Origin of the sequence: Stenotrophomonas sp. 57, assembly GCF_030291075.1 — a bacterium.
Classification (GTDB): Bacteria; Pseudomonadota; Gammaproteobacteria; order Xanthomonadales; family Xanthomonadaceae; genus Stenotrophomonas.
Genome location: NZ_CP127407.1, coordinates 3,065,282 through 3,083,769, shown reverse-complemented (window position 1 = coordinate 3,083,769; position 18,488 = coordinate 3,065,282). Strand labels below are relative to the sequence as shown.

General features: G+C 67.9%; 13 protein-coding genes. All 13 read left to right on the top strand.

All coding sequences use genetic code 11. From position 1 onward, the window contains the following. Positions 1 to 86 precede the first annotated feature (86 nt). Positions 87 to 1,016: a 50S ribosomal protein L3 N(5)-glutamine methyltransferase gene (gene prmB / locus QP512_RS14330; RefSeq protein WP_286069265.1), complete on the top strand. Its 930-nt coding sequence runs from the start codon at positions 87 to 89 to the stop codon at positions 1,014 to 1,016. Further along, positions 1,013 to 2,116: a chorismate synthase gene (gene aroC, locus QP512_RS14325; RefSeq protein ID WP_286069264.1), complete on the top strand. Its 1,104-nt coding sequence runs from the start codon at positions 1,013 to 1,015 to the stop codon at positions 2,114 to 2,116. The genes prmB and aroC overlap by 4 nt, the downstream gene beginning before the upstream one ends. Next, positions 2,109 to 3,146, top strand: coding sequence for a D-glycerate dehydrogenase (locus tag QP512_RS14320; protein WP_286069262.1), 1,038 nt, complete (start codon positions 2,109 to 2,111; stop codon positions 3,144 to 3,146). The genes aroC and QP512_RS14320 overlap by 8 nt, the downstream gene beginning before the upstream one ends. 89 nt (positions 3,147 to 3,235) lie before the next feature. Next, entirely contained in the window at positions 3,236 to 4,264 is a 1,029-nt protein-coding gene (locus QP512_RS14315; protein WP_286069261.1) for an aspartate-semialdehyde dehydrogenase, read from the top strand. A gap of 130 nt (positions 4,265 to 4,394) precedes the next feature. After that, a complete protein-coding gene (locus QP512_RS14310) occupies positions 4,395 to 6,437 on the top strand; it encodes a FimV/HubP family polar landmark protein (protein WP_286069260.1) in 2,043 nt (680 codons plus the stop codon). A 26-nt stretch (positions 6,438 to 6,463) separates the two neighbouring features. Continuing rightward, entirely contained in the window at positions 6,464 to 6,826 is a 363-nt protein-coding gene (locus QP512_RS14305; RefSeq protein WP_286069258.1) for a VOC family protein, read from the top strand. Between the two features lie 32 nt (positions 6,827 to 6,858). Continuing rightward, positions 6,859 to 7,629, top strand: a complete 771-nt coding sequence (truA, locus tag QP512_RS14300) for a tRNA pseudouridine(38-40) synthase TruA (protein ID WP_286069257.1) — start codon at positions 6,859 to 6,861, stop codon at positions 7,627 to 7,629. Then, a complete protein-coding gene (locus QP512_RS14295; RefSeq protein ID WP_286069256.1) occupies positions 7,626 to 8,282 on the top strand; it encodes a phosphoribosylanthranilate isomerase in 657 nt (218 codons plus the stop codon). The genes truA and QP512_RS14295 overlap by 4 nt, the downstream gene beginning before the upstream one ends. 168 nt (positions 8,283 to 8,450) lie before the next feature. Next, positions 8,451 to 9,122, top strand: coding sequence for a hypothetical protein (locus QP512_RS14290; RefSeq protein ID WP_286069255.1), 672 nt, complete (start codon positions 8,451 to 8,453; stop codon positions 9,120 to 9,122). Beyond that, positions 9,122 to 11,140 (top strand): hypothetical protein, encoded by a 2,019-nt coding sequence (locus tag QP512_RS14285; RefSeq protein ID WP_286069253.1) that lies wholly within the window; start codon positions 9,122 to 9,124, stop codon positions 11,138 to 11,140. The genes QP512_RS14290 and QP512_RS14285 overlap by 1 nt, the downstream gene beginning before the upstream one ends. A gap of 85 nt (positions 11,141 to 11,225) precedes the next feature. Further along, entirely contained in the window at positions 11,226 to 16,619 is a 5,394-nt protein-coding gene (locus QP512_RS14280; protein ID WP_286069252.1) for a DNA repair ATPase, read from the top strand. A gap of 26 nt (positions 16,620 to 16,645) precedes the next feature. Further along, positions 16,646 to 17,323 carry a hypothetical protein gene (locus tag QP512_RS14275; RefSeq protein ID WP_286069251.1) on the top strand — a complete coding sequence of 226 codons (678 nt, stop codon included), beginning with the start codon at positions 16,646 to 16,648 and terminating at the stop codon, positions 17,321 to 17,323. 44 nt (positions 17,324 to 17,367) lie between these two features. After that, positions 17,368 to 18,477, top strand: coding sequence for a toxic anion resistance protein (locus tag QP512_RS14270; RefSeq protein ID WP_286069250.1), 1,110 nt, complete (start codon positions 17,368 to 17,370; stop codon positions 18,475 to 18,477). The last annotated feature ends 11 nt before the right edge of the window (positions 18,478 to 18,488 follow it).

The following is an 18,488-nucleotide window of genomic DNA, read 5'->3' as shown; positions in this document are numbered from 1 at the left end:
CTGCGGCCCGATCGTTTCCGCCGCAACGGATGCCGCCGCGGGCGCCAGCCCCTATAATCGGGGGCCACTTTGCCCGCAGTACCGCCATGACCGCTGAAACGGCCGCCGAACTCCACACGATCATCGATCTGATCCGCTACGGCACCAGCCGTTTCAACGAAGCCGGGCTGACCTTCGGTCACAGCTACGACAATGCGCTGGACGAGGCCACCCAGCTGGTGCTGCACAGCCTGCACCTGCCGCATGACCTCGGCCCGGCGTACGGCCAGGCGCGCCTGCTGCAGGCCGAGAAGCTGCGCGTGCTGGAGCTGTTCCAGCGCCGCATCGACGAACGCATCCCGGCGGCCTACCTGACCGGCGAGGCCTGGTTCGCCGGCCTGAGCTTCAAGAGCGACACGCGCGCCCTGGTGCCGCGCTCGCCGATCGCCGAACTGATCGAATGCGGCTTCGAGCCGTGGCTGGCCGGCCGCGATGTCCGCCGCGCGCTGGACCTGTGCACCGGTTCGGGCTGCATCGCCATCGCCATGGGCCACTACTACCCGAACTGGGAAGTGGATGGCGTCGACCTCAGTGACGACGCGCTGTCGCTGGCTGAAGAGAACAAGGAGCGCCTGCAGGCGCACAACGTCACCCTGATCAAGTCGGACCTGTTCAACGGCCTGACCGGCCGCCACTACGACCTGATCGTCACCAACCCGCCGTACGTCACCAACGACGAGACCGATGCCCTGCCGCAGGAATACTCCTTCGAGCCGGAAATGGGCCTGCGTGCGGGTGATGATGGCCTTGACCTGGTGCTGAAGATCCTGCGCGACGCGCCGCTGCACCTGAGCGAAGACGGCCTGCTGATCTGCGAAGTGGGTGAATCCGAGCAGCACCTGATCAAGCTGCTGCCGGAAGTCGACTTCGCCTGGATCGAGTTCAAGGTCGGCCAGATGGGCATCTTCGCGGTCGAGTGCCGCGAACTGATCGCCCACAGCGCGCGCATCACCGAACTGGCGGCGCAGCGCCCGTGAGCTCCAATTCGTTCGGCAAGCTGTTCACCGTCACCACGTTCGGCGAGTCGCACGGGCCAGCCATCGGCTGCGTGATCGATGGCTGCCCGCCGGGGCTGGCGCTGGACGCGGCCGAATTCGCCCACGACCTGCAGCGCCGCGCCACCGGCAAGAGCCGCCACACCTCGGCGCGTCGCGAGGCCGATGACGTCGAGATCCTGTCCGGCGTGTACGAGGGCCTGACCACCGGCACCCCGATCGCGCTGCTGATCCGCAACACCGACCAGCGCAGCAAGGACTACGCCAACATCGGCCAGCAGTTCCGGCCGGGTCATGCCGACTACAGCTACTGGCACAAGTACGGCATCCGTGACCCGCGCGGTGGCGGTCGTTCCTCGGCGCGCGAGACCACCATGCGCGTGGCCGCCGGCGTGGTCGCCAAGAAGTGGCTTGCCGAGCGCTTCGGCGTGACCGTGCGTGGCTACCTGTCGCAGCTGGGCGACATCACGCCGGCCGGCTTCGACTGGTCGGCGGTGGAAGACAATCCGTTCTTCTGGCCGCACGCCGCACAGGTGCCCGAGCTGGAGGCGTACATGGATGCGCTGCGCAAGTCCGGTGATTCGGTCGGTGCGCGCGTGGACGTGGTGGCCGACAACGTGCCGCCGGGCTGGGGCGAGCCGATCTACGGCAAGCTCGATGGTGAACTGGCCGCGGCGTTGATGAGCATCAATGCCGTGAAGGGCGTGGAGATCGGCGATGGCTTTGCCAGTGCTGCGCAGAAGGGCACCGAACACCGTGACCTGCTGACCCCGCAGGGCTTCGCCAGCAACCATGCCGGCGGCATCCTCGGTGGCATCTCCACCGGTCAGCCGGTAGTTGCGTCCATTGCGCTGAAGCCCACCTCCAGCCTGCGCCTGCCGGGCCCGTCGCTGGATACGGCCGGCAACGTGGTCGAAGTGGTCACCACCGGCCGTCACGACCCCTGCGTCGGCATCCGCGCCACCCCGATCGCCGAGGCGATGATGGCGATGGTGCTGATGGACCAGGCGCTGCGCCATCGCGCGCAGTGCGGCGATGTGGGCACGATCACGCCACGCATTCCCGGGCAGATCGATGGCTGACACGCGGCCGACGGTGTGGGTGAGCCAGCCCCTGATCGACGCGGCCATCGCGCCGTTGCGCGATCGCGTGCAGCTGCTGGCCACCGAAACCGTCACCGCCTGGTCGCCGCAGCAGATCGCCGAGCGCCTGGCCTCGGTCGACGGCGCGATCATCACCCTCAACGAGCGCATCGGCGCGGCCCAGCTGGCAGACGCCACGCAGTTGCAGGTGATCGCCAATGTCGGCGTCGGCTACAACAACCTGGATGTCGACGCGCTCAGTGCGGCCGGCATCCTCGCCAGCAACACGCCGGACGTCCTCACCGAGACCACGGCCGACCTCGGTTTCGCCCTGCTGATGGCCACCGCGCGCCGCATCACCGAATCGGAGCGCTGGCTGCGCGAGGGCAAGTGGGGGCAATGGTCGTTCCAGACCATGCTCGGTGCCGACATCCATGGCAGCACGCTGGGCATCCTCGGCATGGGCCGCATCGGCCAGGGCATCGCCCGCCGTGGTGCGCACGGTTTCGGCATGAAGGTGCTGTACCACAACCGTTCGCGCCTGCCGGCCGAGACCGAAGCCGTGCTCGGTGCGACCTACGTGGACCTGGACACGCTGCTGGCGCAGTCCGACCACCTGGTCACCGTGCTGCCCTACACCCCGGCCTCGCACCACATCATCGATGCGGCGGCACTGTCGAGGATGAAGCCGTCGGCCACGCTGGTGAACATTGCCCGTGGCGGCATCGTGGACGAGCTGGCGCTGGCCGATGCGCTGGCCAACGGCCGCCTTGCTGCCGCCGGTCTGGACGTCTACGAGGGCGAACCGACGGTGCGCCCTGAACTGCTGGCGCTGCGCAACGTGGTGCTGACCCCGCACATCGGCAGCGCCTCGCTGGCCACGCGCACGGCGATGGTGCAGCTGGCCGTGGACAACCTGCTTGCCGGCCTCGGCCTGGCCGGCGACGCGGCGCACATGCCGAGCGCGATCAACGCAGACGCGGCCCTGGCTGCGCGCGTGATCCTGGGCAAAAAAGCCGGCAAACGATAGGGAACCTTCGCGCGTCCCGCTTGAGAAGGTTCCCCGAACCCAGCTGTCGTGCACGATTTTCCCCTTCCCGTTTCCGTGAGAGTTCCCCCATGAGCAATGCACAGCGCAGTTTTCACGTCGCCATCGTCGGCGCCACCGGTGCGGTCGGCGAAACCATGCTGGCCATCCTGGCCGAGCGCGGTTTTCCGGTCGGCACCCTGAGCCTGCTCGCCTCCGAGCGTTCGGCCGGTGGCGAGGTCGAGTTCAACGGCCAGAAGATCAAGATCCAGGACCTGGCCACGTTCGATCCGAGCGGTGTTGAGATCGCCCTGTTCTCGGCCGGCGGCAGCGTGTCGAAGGAGTACGCGCCGAAGTTCGCCGCTGTCGGTGCGGTGGTGATCGACAACTCCTCGGCCTTCCGTTACGACGATGACGTGCCGCTGGTGGTGTCCGAGGTCAACCCGGACCAGGTCGGCAACCGACCGCGCGGCATCATCGCCAACCCGAACTGCTCGACCATGCAGATGCTGGTGGCGCTGGCGCCGCTGCACCGCAAGTACGGCATCGAGCGCATCAACGTCTCCACCTACCAGTCGGTGTCCGGCGGCGGCCGTTCGGCGATGGAAGAGCTGGGCAAGCAGACCGGCCAGCTGCTGAGCTTCCAGGAGATCGATCCGCAGCGCTTCCCGGTGCAGATCGCTTTCAACCTGATCCCGCACATCGACGACTTCCAGGACAACGGCTTCACCAAGGAAGAGATGAAGCTGGTCTGGGAAACCCGAAAGATCCTCGGTGACGAGAGCATCCTGGTGAACCCGACCGCCGTGCGCGTGCCGGTGTTCTACGGTCACTCCGAATCGGTGGCGATCGAGACCCGCGACAAGGTGACCGTGGCCGAAGCGCGCGCGCTGCTGGAACAGTCGCCGGGCGTGGAAGTGGTGGACCGCCATGAAGCCGGTGGCTACCCGACCCCGGTCACCCACGCCTCGGGCACCGATGCGGTGTACGTCGGCCGCATCCGTGAAGACCTGTCGCACCCGCGCGGCCTGAATCTGTGGATCGTGTCGGACAACGTGCGCAAGGGCGCTGCCCTGAACGCCGTGCAGCTGGCCGAGCTGGTCGCCGCCGAACAGCGATGATGGAGAGGCCGGGCATTGCCCGGCCTTTTCCGTAGAGCCGAGCCCACGCTCGGCTCAGGCCATGCAGCCCAGCATGGGCTCGCCTCTACATGGGTGCGGACCGTGGTCCGCACGCTTTATAGTGTCGCCCATGAATAAACGGGCCAGGGGCGCAAAGCGCCCGCTCCTCTATCTTTCCACCGCGCTGCTGGCCCTGGCCAGCAGTTCGGCACTCGCACTGGGCCTGGGTGACATCCGTGTCCTGTCCAAGCCGGGGCAGCCCTTGCTGGCCGAAATCCCGGTGGTCTCGGCCGACCCGTCCGAGCTGGAGAACCTGCGCGTCGCGCTGGCCTCACCGGTCACCTTCGAACGCGTCGGCCTGCAGCGGCCGACCGGGTTGGTCAGCGAGCTGCAGTTCGAACTGACCCGCGATGCGCAGGGCAGGGCCGTGGTGCGGGTGACCTCGCAGGCGCCGGTCGAGACCCCGTCGCTGAGCTTCCTGATCGAAGCCGACTGGGGCCAGGGCCGCCTGGTGCGCGAGTACTCGGCACTGGTCGATGCACCGTCCAGCGCGCTGGCCGTCACCGAGCCGGAGATCGTGGCGCCGGCCGGCACACTGTCCAATACCATCGCCCGCGAGCCGGCGCCTGCACCTGCTGCAGCGATGCCCGATGCACCGCCACGGGCACCTGCCGCGACAGCCGCGGCGGCTCCATCACGGCCGCGTGCGGAGCCTGCACCGGTTGCGGCAGCGCCGGCCGACGGCAGCATCACCGTGCAGCGCGGTCAGACCCTGTCGCAGATCGCCAGTGCGGTGGCGCGAGGTAACCAGGTCAGCCGCGATCGCGCGATGATTGCCCTGTTGCGCGCCAATCCCGAAGCCTTCATCCGTGGCAACGTCAATCTGCTCAAGCAGGGCGCCGTGCTGCGCATGCCGGACCGCGATGCGCTTGCTGCAGTCGACGCCGCCGAGGCCGCTGCGCTGGTAAGCGAGCATGCCGCGCAATGGCGGCAGGCGCGTACCGTGCCGCAACCGGCGGGTACGGTCGCACCGGTTGCCAGGGCGGCGTCCACCGCCGATACCTCCCCGGCTGCGGCCAACGGGGCACGACTTGAGATCGCTCCGGCGCTGGCGTCCGACGCCGCGCGCGCGGGCACAACCACCGGCACCGCTGCCGGCAGCGAGGGTGACATGCTGGGCAACGAACAACTGCGCCAGGCGCGTGAGGACATCGCCACCCGTGATGCCGAAATCGGTGAACTGAAGCAGCGCGTGGCCGATCTGGAAAAGCTGAAGGAGCAGCAGCAGTCGTTGATCGCGATGAAGGACAACGACCTGGCTGCGGCGCAGCAGCGCCTGGCACAGGCACCGGGCGCCCGCGATGCCGCGACGCCGTGGTACTGGCTGGGCCTGCCGGTGCTGCTGCTGGCGGCGGGGGCGGCCTGGTTGCTGCGCCGTCGCAAGCCTTCGCCGCTGCCACCGCTGCGTGAAGAGGATGATGCCGCTGGCCTGGCCGCTGCGGTACCGGCAGGGGCCGCACTGGATACGCTGGCGGAGCAGTCCTCGTGGTCCTCGGCGGTGGCCGATGGCGGCCGCCAGGAGCCGGCGATGCCGCCCTGGACGAGTGAGCACGAGGTCCATGCCGACGCTCCGTCCGAGCCGGTCGACGCGCATGCGGTGCAGGCCGAGTGGCAGGCCGGCACGCTGCACGACGAGGAGGCCGTGGCATTGCCGGAGGCGGTGACCGATCTGCCGCGCTGGGACGAGCCCACGACTGCACACGATGACGTTGCCGTGGTGCCGGAACCGGATGAGCCGGCCGCACCGGAGGCTCCGGCCGAAGTAGCGGTGCCGGACTACGCGCTGCATGCCGAACAGCAGCCGCAGTTCCGCGGCGTGTTCGATCTGCCGGCCGAAGCGCATCAGAGCGAGCCCCCGGTGGATGCCAATCATCATGACGGGATCGGCAGTATCGGCACGCAGCATGCCGAGCAGGACGCTTCGGGTGCGACTGCGGCAGCCGGCGATGCTGGCTGGCCACTGCGTGCCGGCCAGGAGCGCCTGGAGCTGGCCATTGCCTACCTTGACCTGGGCGACGCGCAGACCGCGCGCACCCTGCTGCTGGAGGTCGCCGAAGGCGGCGATCCGCACAGCCAGGCCCAGGCCCGCGAACTGCTCGCCCGCCTGCCGTGACCGAACCTGCCGACAAGGACCTTGCCATGAGCCGCGAGCGCCGCATCGACTACGTTGAATTCGCCTCCAGCGACCCGGCCGCCAGCCGTGCCTTCTTCGAGAAGGTGTTCGGCTGGTCGTTCGTCGACTATGGCAGCGACTACACCGCTTTCGACGACGGCCGCCTGCAGGGAGGCTTCTTCCGCGGCCAGCCACAGCGGGCCAGCGACAGCGGTGCACCGCTGCTGGTGCTGTATGCCGACGCGCTGGCACCGGTCGAGGCATCGGTACGCGCCGCCGGCGGCGAGATCGTGCGCGCCGTGTTCTCTTTCCCCGGGGGCAGCCGCTTCCAGTTCGTCGAGCCCGGTGGCAACGAACTGGCGGTCTGGTCCGAACGCGATCCGGCGTGAGCGCCGCCCCACACGCAACATCGAGGTAGCACATGCGTTACGCGCTTGGCGTCGAGTACGACGGCAGCGATTTCAGGGGCTGGCAGAACCTGGGCGAGGGTGGCCCCAGCGTGCAGGCCAGCCTTGAGCAGGCCCTGTCTTCGGTGGCCGATGCGCCGCTGCAGGTGGTCTGCGCCGGCCGCACCGATGCCGGCGTGCACGGCCAGTGCCAGGTCGTGCATTTCGACACCGACGTGGTGCGCGACCCGCGCGCCTGGATGCTGGGCACCACCACCCGCCTGCCGCGCTCGATCGCGGTGCGCTGGTGCGTGCCGGTGGCTGATGATTTCCATGCCCGCTTCTCGGCACGCGCGCGGCGTTACCGCTACCGCCTGCTCAACCGCGAGGTGCGGCCGGCGCTGGGCCGTCAGACCCTGAGCTGGGAGCGCCGCGCGCTTGACGAAACCCTGATGCATGCCGCGGGCCAGGCCCTGCTCGGTGAGAACGACTTCAGCGCGTTCCGCTCGGTGCAGTGCCAGGCCCTGCATGCGCGGCGTGAACTGCAGTCGCTGCAGGTCAGCCGAGAGGGTGAAGTGATCGAAGTCGCTGTGCGCGGCAATGCATTCCTTCATCACATGGTCCGCAATATCGTCGGATCGTTGATCCTGGTGGGCAGCGGCGAGAAGCCGGTGGAATGGATCGCCGAACTGCTGGCAGGGCGCGATCGCACCGTAGCCGGTCCCACCGCACCGCCGCAGGGCCTGGTGTTCCTTGGGCCCCTGTACCCCGACAACTGGCATCTGCCCGCCGAGGTCACGCTATGAGCCGCTCCTACTACCGTACGCGCATCAAGTTCTGTGGAATGACCCGTGCCGGCGACGTCCGCCTGGCCGGCGAGCTGGGCGTGGACGCGGTGGGTTTCATTTTTGCCCGGGAGAGCAGCCGCCGTGTGGCTCCGGCCGAGGCGCGTGCGATGCGCCAGGCGATCGCGCCGATGGTCGACGTGGTGGCGCTGTTCCGCAACAACAGCAGGGAAGAGGTGCGCGAGGTACTGCGCACGGTACGGCCGACCCTGTTGCAGTTCCACGGCGAGGAAGACGAGAGCTTCTGCCGCAGCTTCAACATGCCGTACCTGAAAGCGATCGCCATGGGCGGGCGTGAGGAGATCAACGCCCGCACCCTGCAGCTGCGCTATCCCAGCGCCGCTGGCTTCCTGTTCGACAGCCATGCGCCCGGCGGCGGTGGCGGCACCGGCGTGGCCTTCGACTGGGGCCGGATCCCGACCGGCCTGCATCGCCCGTTCCTGCTGGCCGGTGGCCTGAACCCGGACAACGTCTACGACGCGGTGCTGGCCACCCTGCCGTGGGGCGTGGATGTCTCAAGCGGCATCGAGCTGGAACCGGGCATCAAGGATGGCTACAAGATGCGCACCTTCGTCGAGGAAGTGCGCCGCGCGGACTGCACGGTTCTGGAGTGATCGGCGTCACCGTTTATCGCAATCTGCATCTGGATTTGAGCCTGCACGTATTCTTCACATAGGATGGAACCAAGCGCGCCTGCCATGAAGGCTGGCGCGGGGATCACCGGGACGCGCTCTGCGCGTTCCGAACGGGCGATCGCCGCCCACAGCCCAGGAAGGCAAGCGATGCAGGAATTCTTCAGCGTTGTGTTCGGTTTCCCGACCCTGCCGTACAGCATCGTGCTGGCGGTATCGCTGATCTATTGGGGGCTCGCCGCATTCGGCCTGGTCGACGATGGCTTCGGCGATCTTGGCGCCGATGGCGCCCTGGACGGCGGCAACGATCTCAGCGGCCTGTCGGCCCTGCTGCAGCGCTTCGGCCTGGGGGGAGTGCCAGTCATGGTCGTGGTCACGCTGTTGGGCTTCTTCGGCTGGGCGCTGACCTATTTCATCCATCTTTTCGTGCTGTTGCCGTTGCCGGACCTGTTGCGCTGGACGGCCGGCGCGGTCGTGGCCGTGCTGGCTCCGCTGCCTGCCGTACCGGTCACCGCGCTGCTGCTGCACCCCATCCGGCGGTTCCTGCTGCGCCTGCGGCCGGTGGCCCAGGCCTCGTTGCTGGGGCGCATCGGTGTGGTCGCCTCGCCGAAAGTGGATGCCCGCAGCGGCCACGCCACGTTCGATGACGGTGGTGCCGGGCTGGTGCTGCAGGTGCGCAGCGACATCGAACTGCAGCGAGGCGAGCGCATCGTGCTGGTCGAGCACGTGGCCGACCAACACCATTACCGGGTAGTCCGCGCCGACGCGGTCGCCCTCGATTTCCAGGACAACCTGCTTCCGGGCAACAAGGAGAATCACTGATGACGTTGGCAACCATGGCACCCTTCCTGATCGGCGTGGCCGTTCTGCTGGTGGCGCTGCTCGGCCTGGCCGGGCTGTTCAAGGCCTTCTACCGCAAGGTCGACCAGGGCGTGGCCCTGATCGTCAACGACATGAGCTCCACGCCCAAGGTGCATTTCACCGGTGCCCTGATCATCCCGGTGCTGTACCGCGCCGAGTTGATGCGGATCAGCCTGATCACCCTGCAGATCGACCGCCGCGGCAAGGAGGGCCTGATCTGCCGCGACAACATGCGTGCCGACATCGCCGTGGCCTTCTACCTGCGGGTCAATGAAACCCAGGCCGATGTGCTGCGCGTGGCCAAGGCCATCGGTGCGGACCGCGCGTCGGACAAGCATGCCGTCGACGAGCTGTTCAACGCCAAGTTCTCCGAGGCACTGAAGACCGTCGGCAAGAAGTTCGACTTCACCGAACTGTTCGAGAAGCGCCAGGAGTTCCGCGACGAGATCATCGCGGTCATCGGCAATGACCTGAACGGGTATGTGCTGGAAGACGTGGCGATCGATTACCTGGAACAGACGCCGAAGTCGCTGCTGGACCAGTTCAACATCCTCGACGCGCAGGGCATCCGCAAGATCACCGAACTGACCGCCGCGCAGAACGTGGTGACCAACGAGCTGGAGCAGAACGAGAAGCTCGCCATCACCAAGAAGAACGTGGAGGCGCGTGAGGCGCTGCTGGCGCTGGAACGCCAGCAGGCCGAGGCCGAGGCACGCCAGAAGCGCGAGATCGAGACCATCCGCGCGCGCGAGGAGGCCGAGACCGCCAAGGTGCAGGAAGAGCAGCGCCAGCTGTCCGAGAATGCACGCATCGAAGCACAGCAGCTGATCGAGATCCGTGACCAGAACCGCCTGCGCGAAGTGGAAGTGGCCGAGCAGAACCGCCAGCGTGCCGTGGCCATCGAGGCCGAGCGCGTGGAGCGCGCACGCCAGCTGGAGCAGGTCACCACCGACCGCGAAGTGCAGCTGCAGGGTGTGGAGCGCGACAAGGTGGTCGAGCAGGGCAAGATGGACGTGGCCAACATCACCCGCGAACGCATCTCCATCGACAAGACCGTGGCCCAGGAAGAGGAGCGCATCAAGGAAGTGCGCGAGGTTTCCGAAGCCGACCGCCAGAAGCAGGTGCTGATCCTGGAAGCCGAAGCCAAGGCACAGGAAGCGCTGGTGCGCGAGGTGAAGGAAGCGCAGGCACGCGAAACCGCGTCCAAGCACCGTGCCGTTGAACTGACCACCCTGGCCCAGGCCGAGCACGAAGCGGCCGGCAAGCAGGCCGAGGCCAAGCGCCTGCTGGCCGATGCGCTGCGTGCCGAACAGGCCGCGCCGGGCCTGGCCGAAGCGCAGGTGCGTGAAGCCTCCGCGCTGGCCATCGAGAAGGTCGGCATCGCCGAAGCCCGCGTGATCGAGGCCAAGGCCGAAGCCAGCCTGAAGCAGGGCAGCAACGAGGCCCGTGTGCTGGCCGAGACGCTGCAGGCCCAGGCCCAGGGCGAAGAGAAGATGGGCCTGGCCCGTGCCACCGCCACCGAGTCGCTGGGCAATGCCGAGGCGGGCGTGGTGCAGAAGAAGCTGCTGGCCGAGGCCGAAGGCCTGGTGCGCAAGTTCGAGGCCATCGCTTCGCTGAGCGACCAGGCACGCGGCCATGAAGAGTTCCGCATGATGCTGGACAACAGCCTGAAGCAGGCGCTGGCCTCGATCGAAGCCGGCAAGGAAGTGTCGCGCGAGAACGCCAACGTCATCGCCAGCGCGCTGCGCAATGCCGACATCGACCTGGTCGGCGGCGACGGCGGCATGTTCGAGAACCTGGTCAAGGCGGTGTCACTGGGCAAGTCGATCGAAGGCTTCGCCGGCAAGAGCCCGATCGTGCAGGAGCTGATGCAGCGCTACCTGGGCGTGGCCGTGGCCGAACCGGCACCGCGGCAGATTGCCGACGAAGCCGACGCCGTGCCGACCGTGTCGGCTGCCGTGCTCGACAGCGCCCGTTGATGCACCTGGCGGTGGCCATGACGGCCACCGCCGGCCTGCGCCGGCCGCATCGACGGCCGGCCGCCCGTGACCCGGAAGCCTGCTGATGTCTGAAACCCAATCGACCGCCGAATCCACTGTGCCGGAGGCCGGCGGCAGCACCGTCGACCAGGCCGTCGCCCAGGGCGGTGCCTACGAAGTCCTGCGCCGCCGCCTCGGCGAGCAGGGCCAGCGCCTGCAGGCCCTGGCCGAGACCCTCAACCGCCAGCGTCTGTCCGAATTCGGTGACAGCCGCCTGGAGGTGATCGGCCGCTTCCGCATCCGCAGCGAGAACAACTGCGTCGGCCGCGACATCGTGCAGGTGGGCCCGGACCGCCTGCTGTTCGGCTACAACGTGTTCATCGGGCTCAAGACCCAGACCCGCATCGAGGATGTGTTCGGCCTGTACCGGCTGGTGCAGGGGGCCGACGGCTACGACGTCGCTGCGCTGGAGCTGAAGGGCAGTTTCCTGGACCAGCCCGGTTTCGTGCACGACTTCAACGAGCTGTACGCCTACTACAAGCATGCACGCCTGCTGCAGTTGATCGTGGTGGGCGACAAGCTGCTGGCCTCGTTCCAGATCGGCGAGCGCAGCAGCGACGTGCGCGTGTTCCGCTGGGCGCTGTCGCGCGAAGGCGAGTTGACCTACCTCGACGCGCGCGGCGAACGCGATATCGCACTGCCGCCACCGTTCGATTTCGAATGGACCAGGGCCACCCGCGACCTCGCGGTCAACGGCCGCCATTCGCACCTGAACATCCTCGACACCCTGTTCGTGGAAACCACCGGTGGCGACCTGACCATCAAGGTCGAGAACAACACCGAGACCGGACAGGGCATCTACAGCGAACCGGTGGAAGACAGCACCCAGTCGCTGGACGACGCCCAGTTCGAGTTCGCCCGCGTCGGCTCGCTGCTGCTGCTGAAGGTGCTGCCCTATCGCGAAACCGTCTGGCGCGGGCTTATCTACAACACGCTCACCGGCGACATCGTGCGCAACGATGCGATCGTGCAGGCCTGCGTGCAGCTGCCCGAAGACCACGGCGTGATCTTCCCGGGCGGCTACTACCTGCAGGGCGGCGAGCACAAGGCGTTCGACGCCTCGATGGCCGGCATGCAGTTCAAGCGCAGCATCCGTTCGCCCAATGGCGAGGACGTGCTGTACATCTTCTACGAGCGCGAGGGCGGGCGCTCGGCGCTGTTCGTCTACAACACCATCCAGCGCGTGCTGCAGAACCCGGTGTTCGGCCACGGCTATGCGTTCATGCAGGATGGGCGCATGGTGCTGTTCCATGCCGAGGGCACCGAGCCCACGCGCATCCACCCGATGCAGGTCTGGCAGACGCCGTTCAGCAGCGACGAGTTCGCCGCCAGCCGTCCGCCCGGCAACACCTTCATGGGCCGCATCGGCAATGCCGAGCTGGTGCGCGGCATCTCCAACCTGTTCAACCTGGCCCGCGAGATCGACGGCCAGGATGTCTCGGTGCAGCGCTACCAGCGGCTGGTGGCCGATACCCGCCGCCTGTTCGATGCCCACCACTGGCTGGGCGACGAGGCCTGCGACGGCGCCGAAGCACTGCTGCGGCAGATCAGCGCCACCGGCGAATCGGTGTTGGACGAATACGAGAAGGTCCAATCCATCCGCGAGCAGTCGGCGCAGGCAATGGTCGAGGCGGAGGCCAGCTTCAAGGCTCTGCTGGGCCGGCTGCAGCCCCAGAACTGGAACGAGGTGCAGGCCTTCGTCGAGGCACTGAACGAGATCACCGCGCTACGCGGGCGCCTGCTGACCATCCGTGAGCTGCGCTACATCGACACCGCGCGCATCGAAGCGATGGCCGCCGAGCTGGTACAGGCGCAGGACCGCGTTGGTGGCGCCACCGGCGAATTCCTCGCTGGTGATGCCGCGCTGGCGCCGCTGGGCAGCCGCCTGCAGGCGCTGGACGAGGCTGCGCAGCAGGCCGGCAGTGCGCGCCAGCTGGACGAGCAGCTGGACGGCATGCGTGGCATGGCCGCCGACCTGGACATGCTGTCCGAACTGATGGCCGGGCTGAAGGTGGACGATGCCACCGCGCGTACCCGCGTGGTTGAATCCATTTCCGCGCTGTACGGGCGCCTGAACCAGGCGCGTACCCGCGCCGAACAGCGCCGCCGCACCCTCGGTTCGGCCGAGGCGGTGGCCCAGTTCGCCGCCCAGTTCGCGTTGTTCTCGCAGTCGATCACCAGCGCGCTGGCGATGGCCCATGATCCGGAAAAGGCCGACGAACAGCTGTCGCGCCTGCTGGTGCAGCTGGAAGAACTGGAAAGCCAGTTCGGCGAGCACGAGCAGTTCCTCGGCGACATCCTCAGCAAGCGCGAGGAACTGGTCGAGGCCTTCGAGACGCACAAGCAGGCGTTGCTGGACGACCGCCAGCGCAAAGCGCGCTCGGTACTGGACGCGGCCAACCGCATCCTTGATGGCCTGGCCAAGCGCACCGAGCGTTTCGCCACCGCCGATGAACTCAATGCGTTCTTCGCCGGTGACCCGCTGATCCTCAAGCTGCGCGAACTGGCCGAGCGCCTGCGCGCGCTGCGCGACAACGTCAAGGCCGATGACATCGAGGCGCGCCTGAAGGCCGTGCGCGACCAGGCCGTGCGCCAGCTGCGCGACCGCAGCGACCTGTACGAAGCCGGTGGCAACGTGGTCCGGCTGGGGCCGCGCCACCGCTTCAGCGTCAACACCCAGGCCCTGGACCTGACCCTCTTGCCGCGCGGCGACACGCTGGCCATCCACCTGACCGGCACCGACTTCCTGGAAACCCTGCACGACCCGGAGCTGGAGGCACTCAAGCCGTTCTGGCCGGTGACGCTGGATTCGGAATCCGAGGCGATCTATCGCGGCGAATACCTGGCCGGCAGCCTGCTGCTGGCCGCGCAGCAGGGCCACGATGGGCTGGACCTGGCGCAGCTGCAGCACGATGTCGCCACGCCTGAAGCACTGGACCGGCGCGTTCGTGCGTTCGCCGCACCGCGCTACCGCGAAGGCTACGAGCGTGGCATCCACGATCACGACGCCGCGTTGATCCTGCGCGCGCTGCTGCCCTTGCAGCAGTCCGCGGGCACGTTGCGCCATGCGCCGCGGGTGCGCGCGCTGGCCCTGCTGTTCTGGGCGGCCCAGCAGCGCGAAGAAGCGGTGCTGCAGTGGCCCAGCCGGCAGGCCGGTGCGGAAACCATCGACCGCCTGTTCGGCTCCGACGAAGGACGTGTCGCCCTGCGCGCGGAAATGGCGGTGGCACTGAGCGCGTTCGCGCAGGCGCAGTCGCTGCCTTTCGACGATGAAGCCGCCGACGCGGCAGCGGCCTATCTGGGCGAAGAACTGGTCAACGGCGAACCGGTGTTCAGCACCAGCAAGCATGCCCAGGCCCTGCTGGAGGCCCTGGCACAGCAGTTGGACCAGGTCGGGCAGCGTGAAGCACTGGAGCGCGCCCTGCAGCGGGCGCAGGATCCGCTGGCCGCGCGCTGGGCGCTGGCTGGTCAATGGCTGCGCGCGCTGGCCGGGCTGCCGGCACAGGCCGTGCATGCCGGGTATGCCGACGAGGCGGCCGCGCTGCTGCTGGTGCAGCGCCAGCTGCGCACGCGGGGCAGCGACGCACCGCTGCGCGTGGAGGTGAACGGCCTGCTGGGAGAACATCCGCGCATCCACAACGGTACGCTATCGTTGTCGCTGGACGATTTCCTGTCACGCCTGCAGCACCACCTGAAGCGCTTCGTACCGGATTTCCACGCATATCAAGCGGTGCGCCAGAGCATCATCGCCCGTGAGCGGCAGACACTGCGCCTGTCCGAATTCAAGGCACGGCCGTTGTCTTCGTTCGTGCGCAACAAGCTGATCAACGATGTCTATCTGGGCGTGATCGGTGACAACCTGGCCAAGCAGATGGGCACGGTGGGCGAGAACAAGCGCAGCGACCTTATGGGCCTGCTGATGATGATTTCGCCGCCGGGCTACGGCAAGACCACGCTGATGGAATACGTGGCCCACCGGCTGGGCCTGGTCTTCATGAAGATCAACGGCCCGGCGCTGGGTCACGAGGTGCGTTCGCTGGACCCGGAACAGGCACCGGACGCGACCTCGCGCCAGGAGCTTGAAAAGCTCAACCTGGCGCTGGAGATGGGCAACAACACCATGCTGTATGTCGATGACATCCAGCACACCCATCCCGAGTTCCTGCAGAAGTTCATTTCGCTGTGCGACGGCACCCGACGCATCGAAGGCGTGTGGCGTGGCCGCACCCGCACCTATGACATGCGTGGCAAGAAGTTCTGCGTGGTCATGGCCGGCAACCCGTACACCGAGTCCGGCGAGGTGTTCAAGATTCCGGACATGCTGGCCAACCGTGCCGACATCTACAATCTCGGCGACGTGCTGGGGGGCATGGAAGCGGCGTTCACCCTCAGCTACATCGAAAACAGCCTGACCTCCAACCCGGTACTGGCGCCGCTGGCCACGCGGGACATGGCCGACCTGTATGTGCTGGTCGATCGTGCAATGGGCAAGGACGTGTCCACCAACGGCCTCAGCCATGCCTACAGCAGCGCCGAAATCAACGAAATCACCGCTACGCTGCAGCGCATGCTGCGCGTTCGCGACGTGGTCTACCGGGTCAACCAGCAGTACATCGCCAGTGCCGCACAGGACGACCGCTACCGCACCGAGCCGCCGTTCCGGCTGCAGGGCAGCTACCGCAACATGAACAAGCTGGCCGAGAAGATCTCGCCGGTGATGAACGAGGACGAGCTGCAGCAGCTGATCTCCGACCACTACCTGGGCGAGGCGCAGCTGCTCACCACCGGCGCTGAGGAAAACCTGCTGAAGCTGGCCGAACTGCGCGGCGTGCTGGATGAGGTGCAGTCGCGGCGCTGGGCACAGATCAAGCGCGATTTCCTGCGCAACAAGGCCATGGGGGCCGACGACAGCGATGTCGGTGGACGCGTGGTCGCACAGTTGGCAGACATCGCCAGCGCGTTGCAGCTGCCGCCGCCGGCGCCCGAAGTGGCCCCTGCTGCCGTCGCCGAGCCCGCGCCGTGGCCGGCATTGCTGGAGGCCCTGCAGCGCTTGTCCGAAACACGCTCCGTGCCCGCTTCGCCGGTACCGGCCGCGGTCGCCCACAGCGCGCCGGCCACGCCGCTGGCCGAAGACCTGCAGGCCGGGTTGGCGCCTCTGGTTGAACTGCTGGTGGCATCACAGGCGCAGCAGGCACAGGTGTCGCAGACCCTGGCGGCGTTCGCCGGTTGGGCGCGACAGCAGGTCGAGCGCGGTGGCCCCAGTGCGGTGCCGCAGCGTGCGCGCGTGCGACGCGCCACGACGCCGGAAGAACGTGCACTGGATGAAGCGCTGATGCGTCACTTCTACGGCGAGTCGCTGCCGCCGGAAGACACGGAAGGCACCGTAGCGACGGCACCGCAGCCGCCCCCGCTGCCGTGACCGCGCGGACGCCACTGCCATCGCCGATGCTGCCGGATGCCGCTGATGTCGTTGTGCTGGCCGAGTACGGTGCGCCGCTGCTGCAGGCACTTGCCCAGCGCGCCGCACCCTTGCCGCCGGTTGCAGGCGAAGGCCTGGTGGCGGCGCTGGCGCGCATCGCGCTGGCGCTGCAGGTCGCGAATCCTGCGCAGATCCGCCGACAGGAAGGCTGGTGGGGGCGCCTGCTTGGACGCGATGTCGACCGCGAGGCGGAAGGGCGTGCGCTGCAGTCGCAGCTGGGCGTGCTGGCGCTGCAGGCGCGCGAACAGGCCCAGCACCTGCAACAGCACCAGCAGGCGCGGGCCCTGGCCATCGCCGAGCATGCAGAGGCGGCCACGGCATTGGACGCCTGGGCCGAACGGGGCGCTTCACGGCTGGCGCAGTGCGACGCGGCCGGCGCGGCCGCGCTGTCGCAACGGCTGGACCACCTGCGTCGGCTGGCCGCGCTGCATCGCGTCGAGGCCGCCCAGTGGCAGCTGCTGCAGGAGCAGGACACGGTGCTGCTGCAACGCTTCGCGCGCATCCATGATGTCCTGCTGCCGGCCTGGCGACAGGCCGCACTGGCGGAGCAGACCGCTGCAGGCGCTGCATTGGCGGGAAAGGCCGCCACGCTGCATGCCCGGATCGAAGACGAGGTTGCGGCGGCTCAGGCTAGACTGCCGTGAGCCGGCCGCCGCTGCCGCTTACCCAACCGCAAGGAGACTGCCCGATGACCCAGGACAGCCAGACCCCCGGTGCCCTCGTGCCCGGCACGACCACCGCCGCTCCGCTCGACGAGGGCGCATTGCAGGCACTGGGCCTGGTCCGCGAGGATCTGCCGCGCATTGCCGAGATCCGCCTCGAGCTGGACGATCTTCGCCCGGGCAACCTGCAGGTCTTCGGCCGCGAGGCGGCCACGCGTACTGCAGCGTTCTCCAGCCAGTTGCTGGACCAGGTGCGCAACCGCGACCTCGATGCCAGTGGCGACAAGCTGGGTGAAGTGGTGCGCATCGCCCGCAGCCTGAAACTGGAGGGTTTTGCCCAGCGTTCGAAGGTGCCGGTGATCGGCGGCCTGATCGATCGCCTGCGGGTGTCCAAGGGCGAGCTGGTGCAGAAGTTCAGCGACACCAATGCGCAGATCGAACAGCTGATGGGCGACGTCGGTGTGCAACAGGCGTTGATGGGCAAGCGCGTCGCCGAGTTCGACCGCATGCACGAAATCGTCCGCGAAGAACGTCACGCGCTGGGCCTGTATGCCGCCGCCGGCAAGCAGCGCCTGGCCGAACTGCGGGCCGAGCAGGTGGCGGGGCAGGGCAGCGACGACCCGCAGCAGCGCATCCGCCAGGGCGAGATCGACAACGCGATCCGGCTGATCGAGAAGCGCGTGTCCGACCTGCAGCTGATGCAGCATGCCGCCGACCAGTCGCTGCCGATGATCCGCCTGATCCAGGCCAATGCGTTGCAGCTGATCGAGAAGTTCAACACCGTCCGCGACATCACCATTCCGTCGTGGAAGCGCCAGTTCGCGATCCAGCTGTCACTGGGCGAGCAGAAGGCCGTGGTCGAGCTGTCCACCGCGATCGACGATGCCACCAACGAACTGATGCGCCGCAACGCCGACCTGCTGCGTCAGGCCTCGGTGGATACCGCACGCAGCAACCAGCGCGGCGTGATCGACGTGGCCACCCTGCGCCACGTGCACGACCAGCTGATCGCCACGGTCGAGGAAGTGCGCAGCATCCATCGCGAAGGCATGCAGCAGCGTCAGCAGGCCGAAGTCGAGCTGTCGCGCCTGCGCGACGACCTGCAGCAGCGCCTGGCCGCCCCGACCGCCAGCTGAAAAAAGGGGCG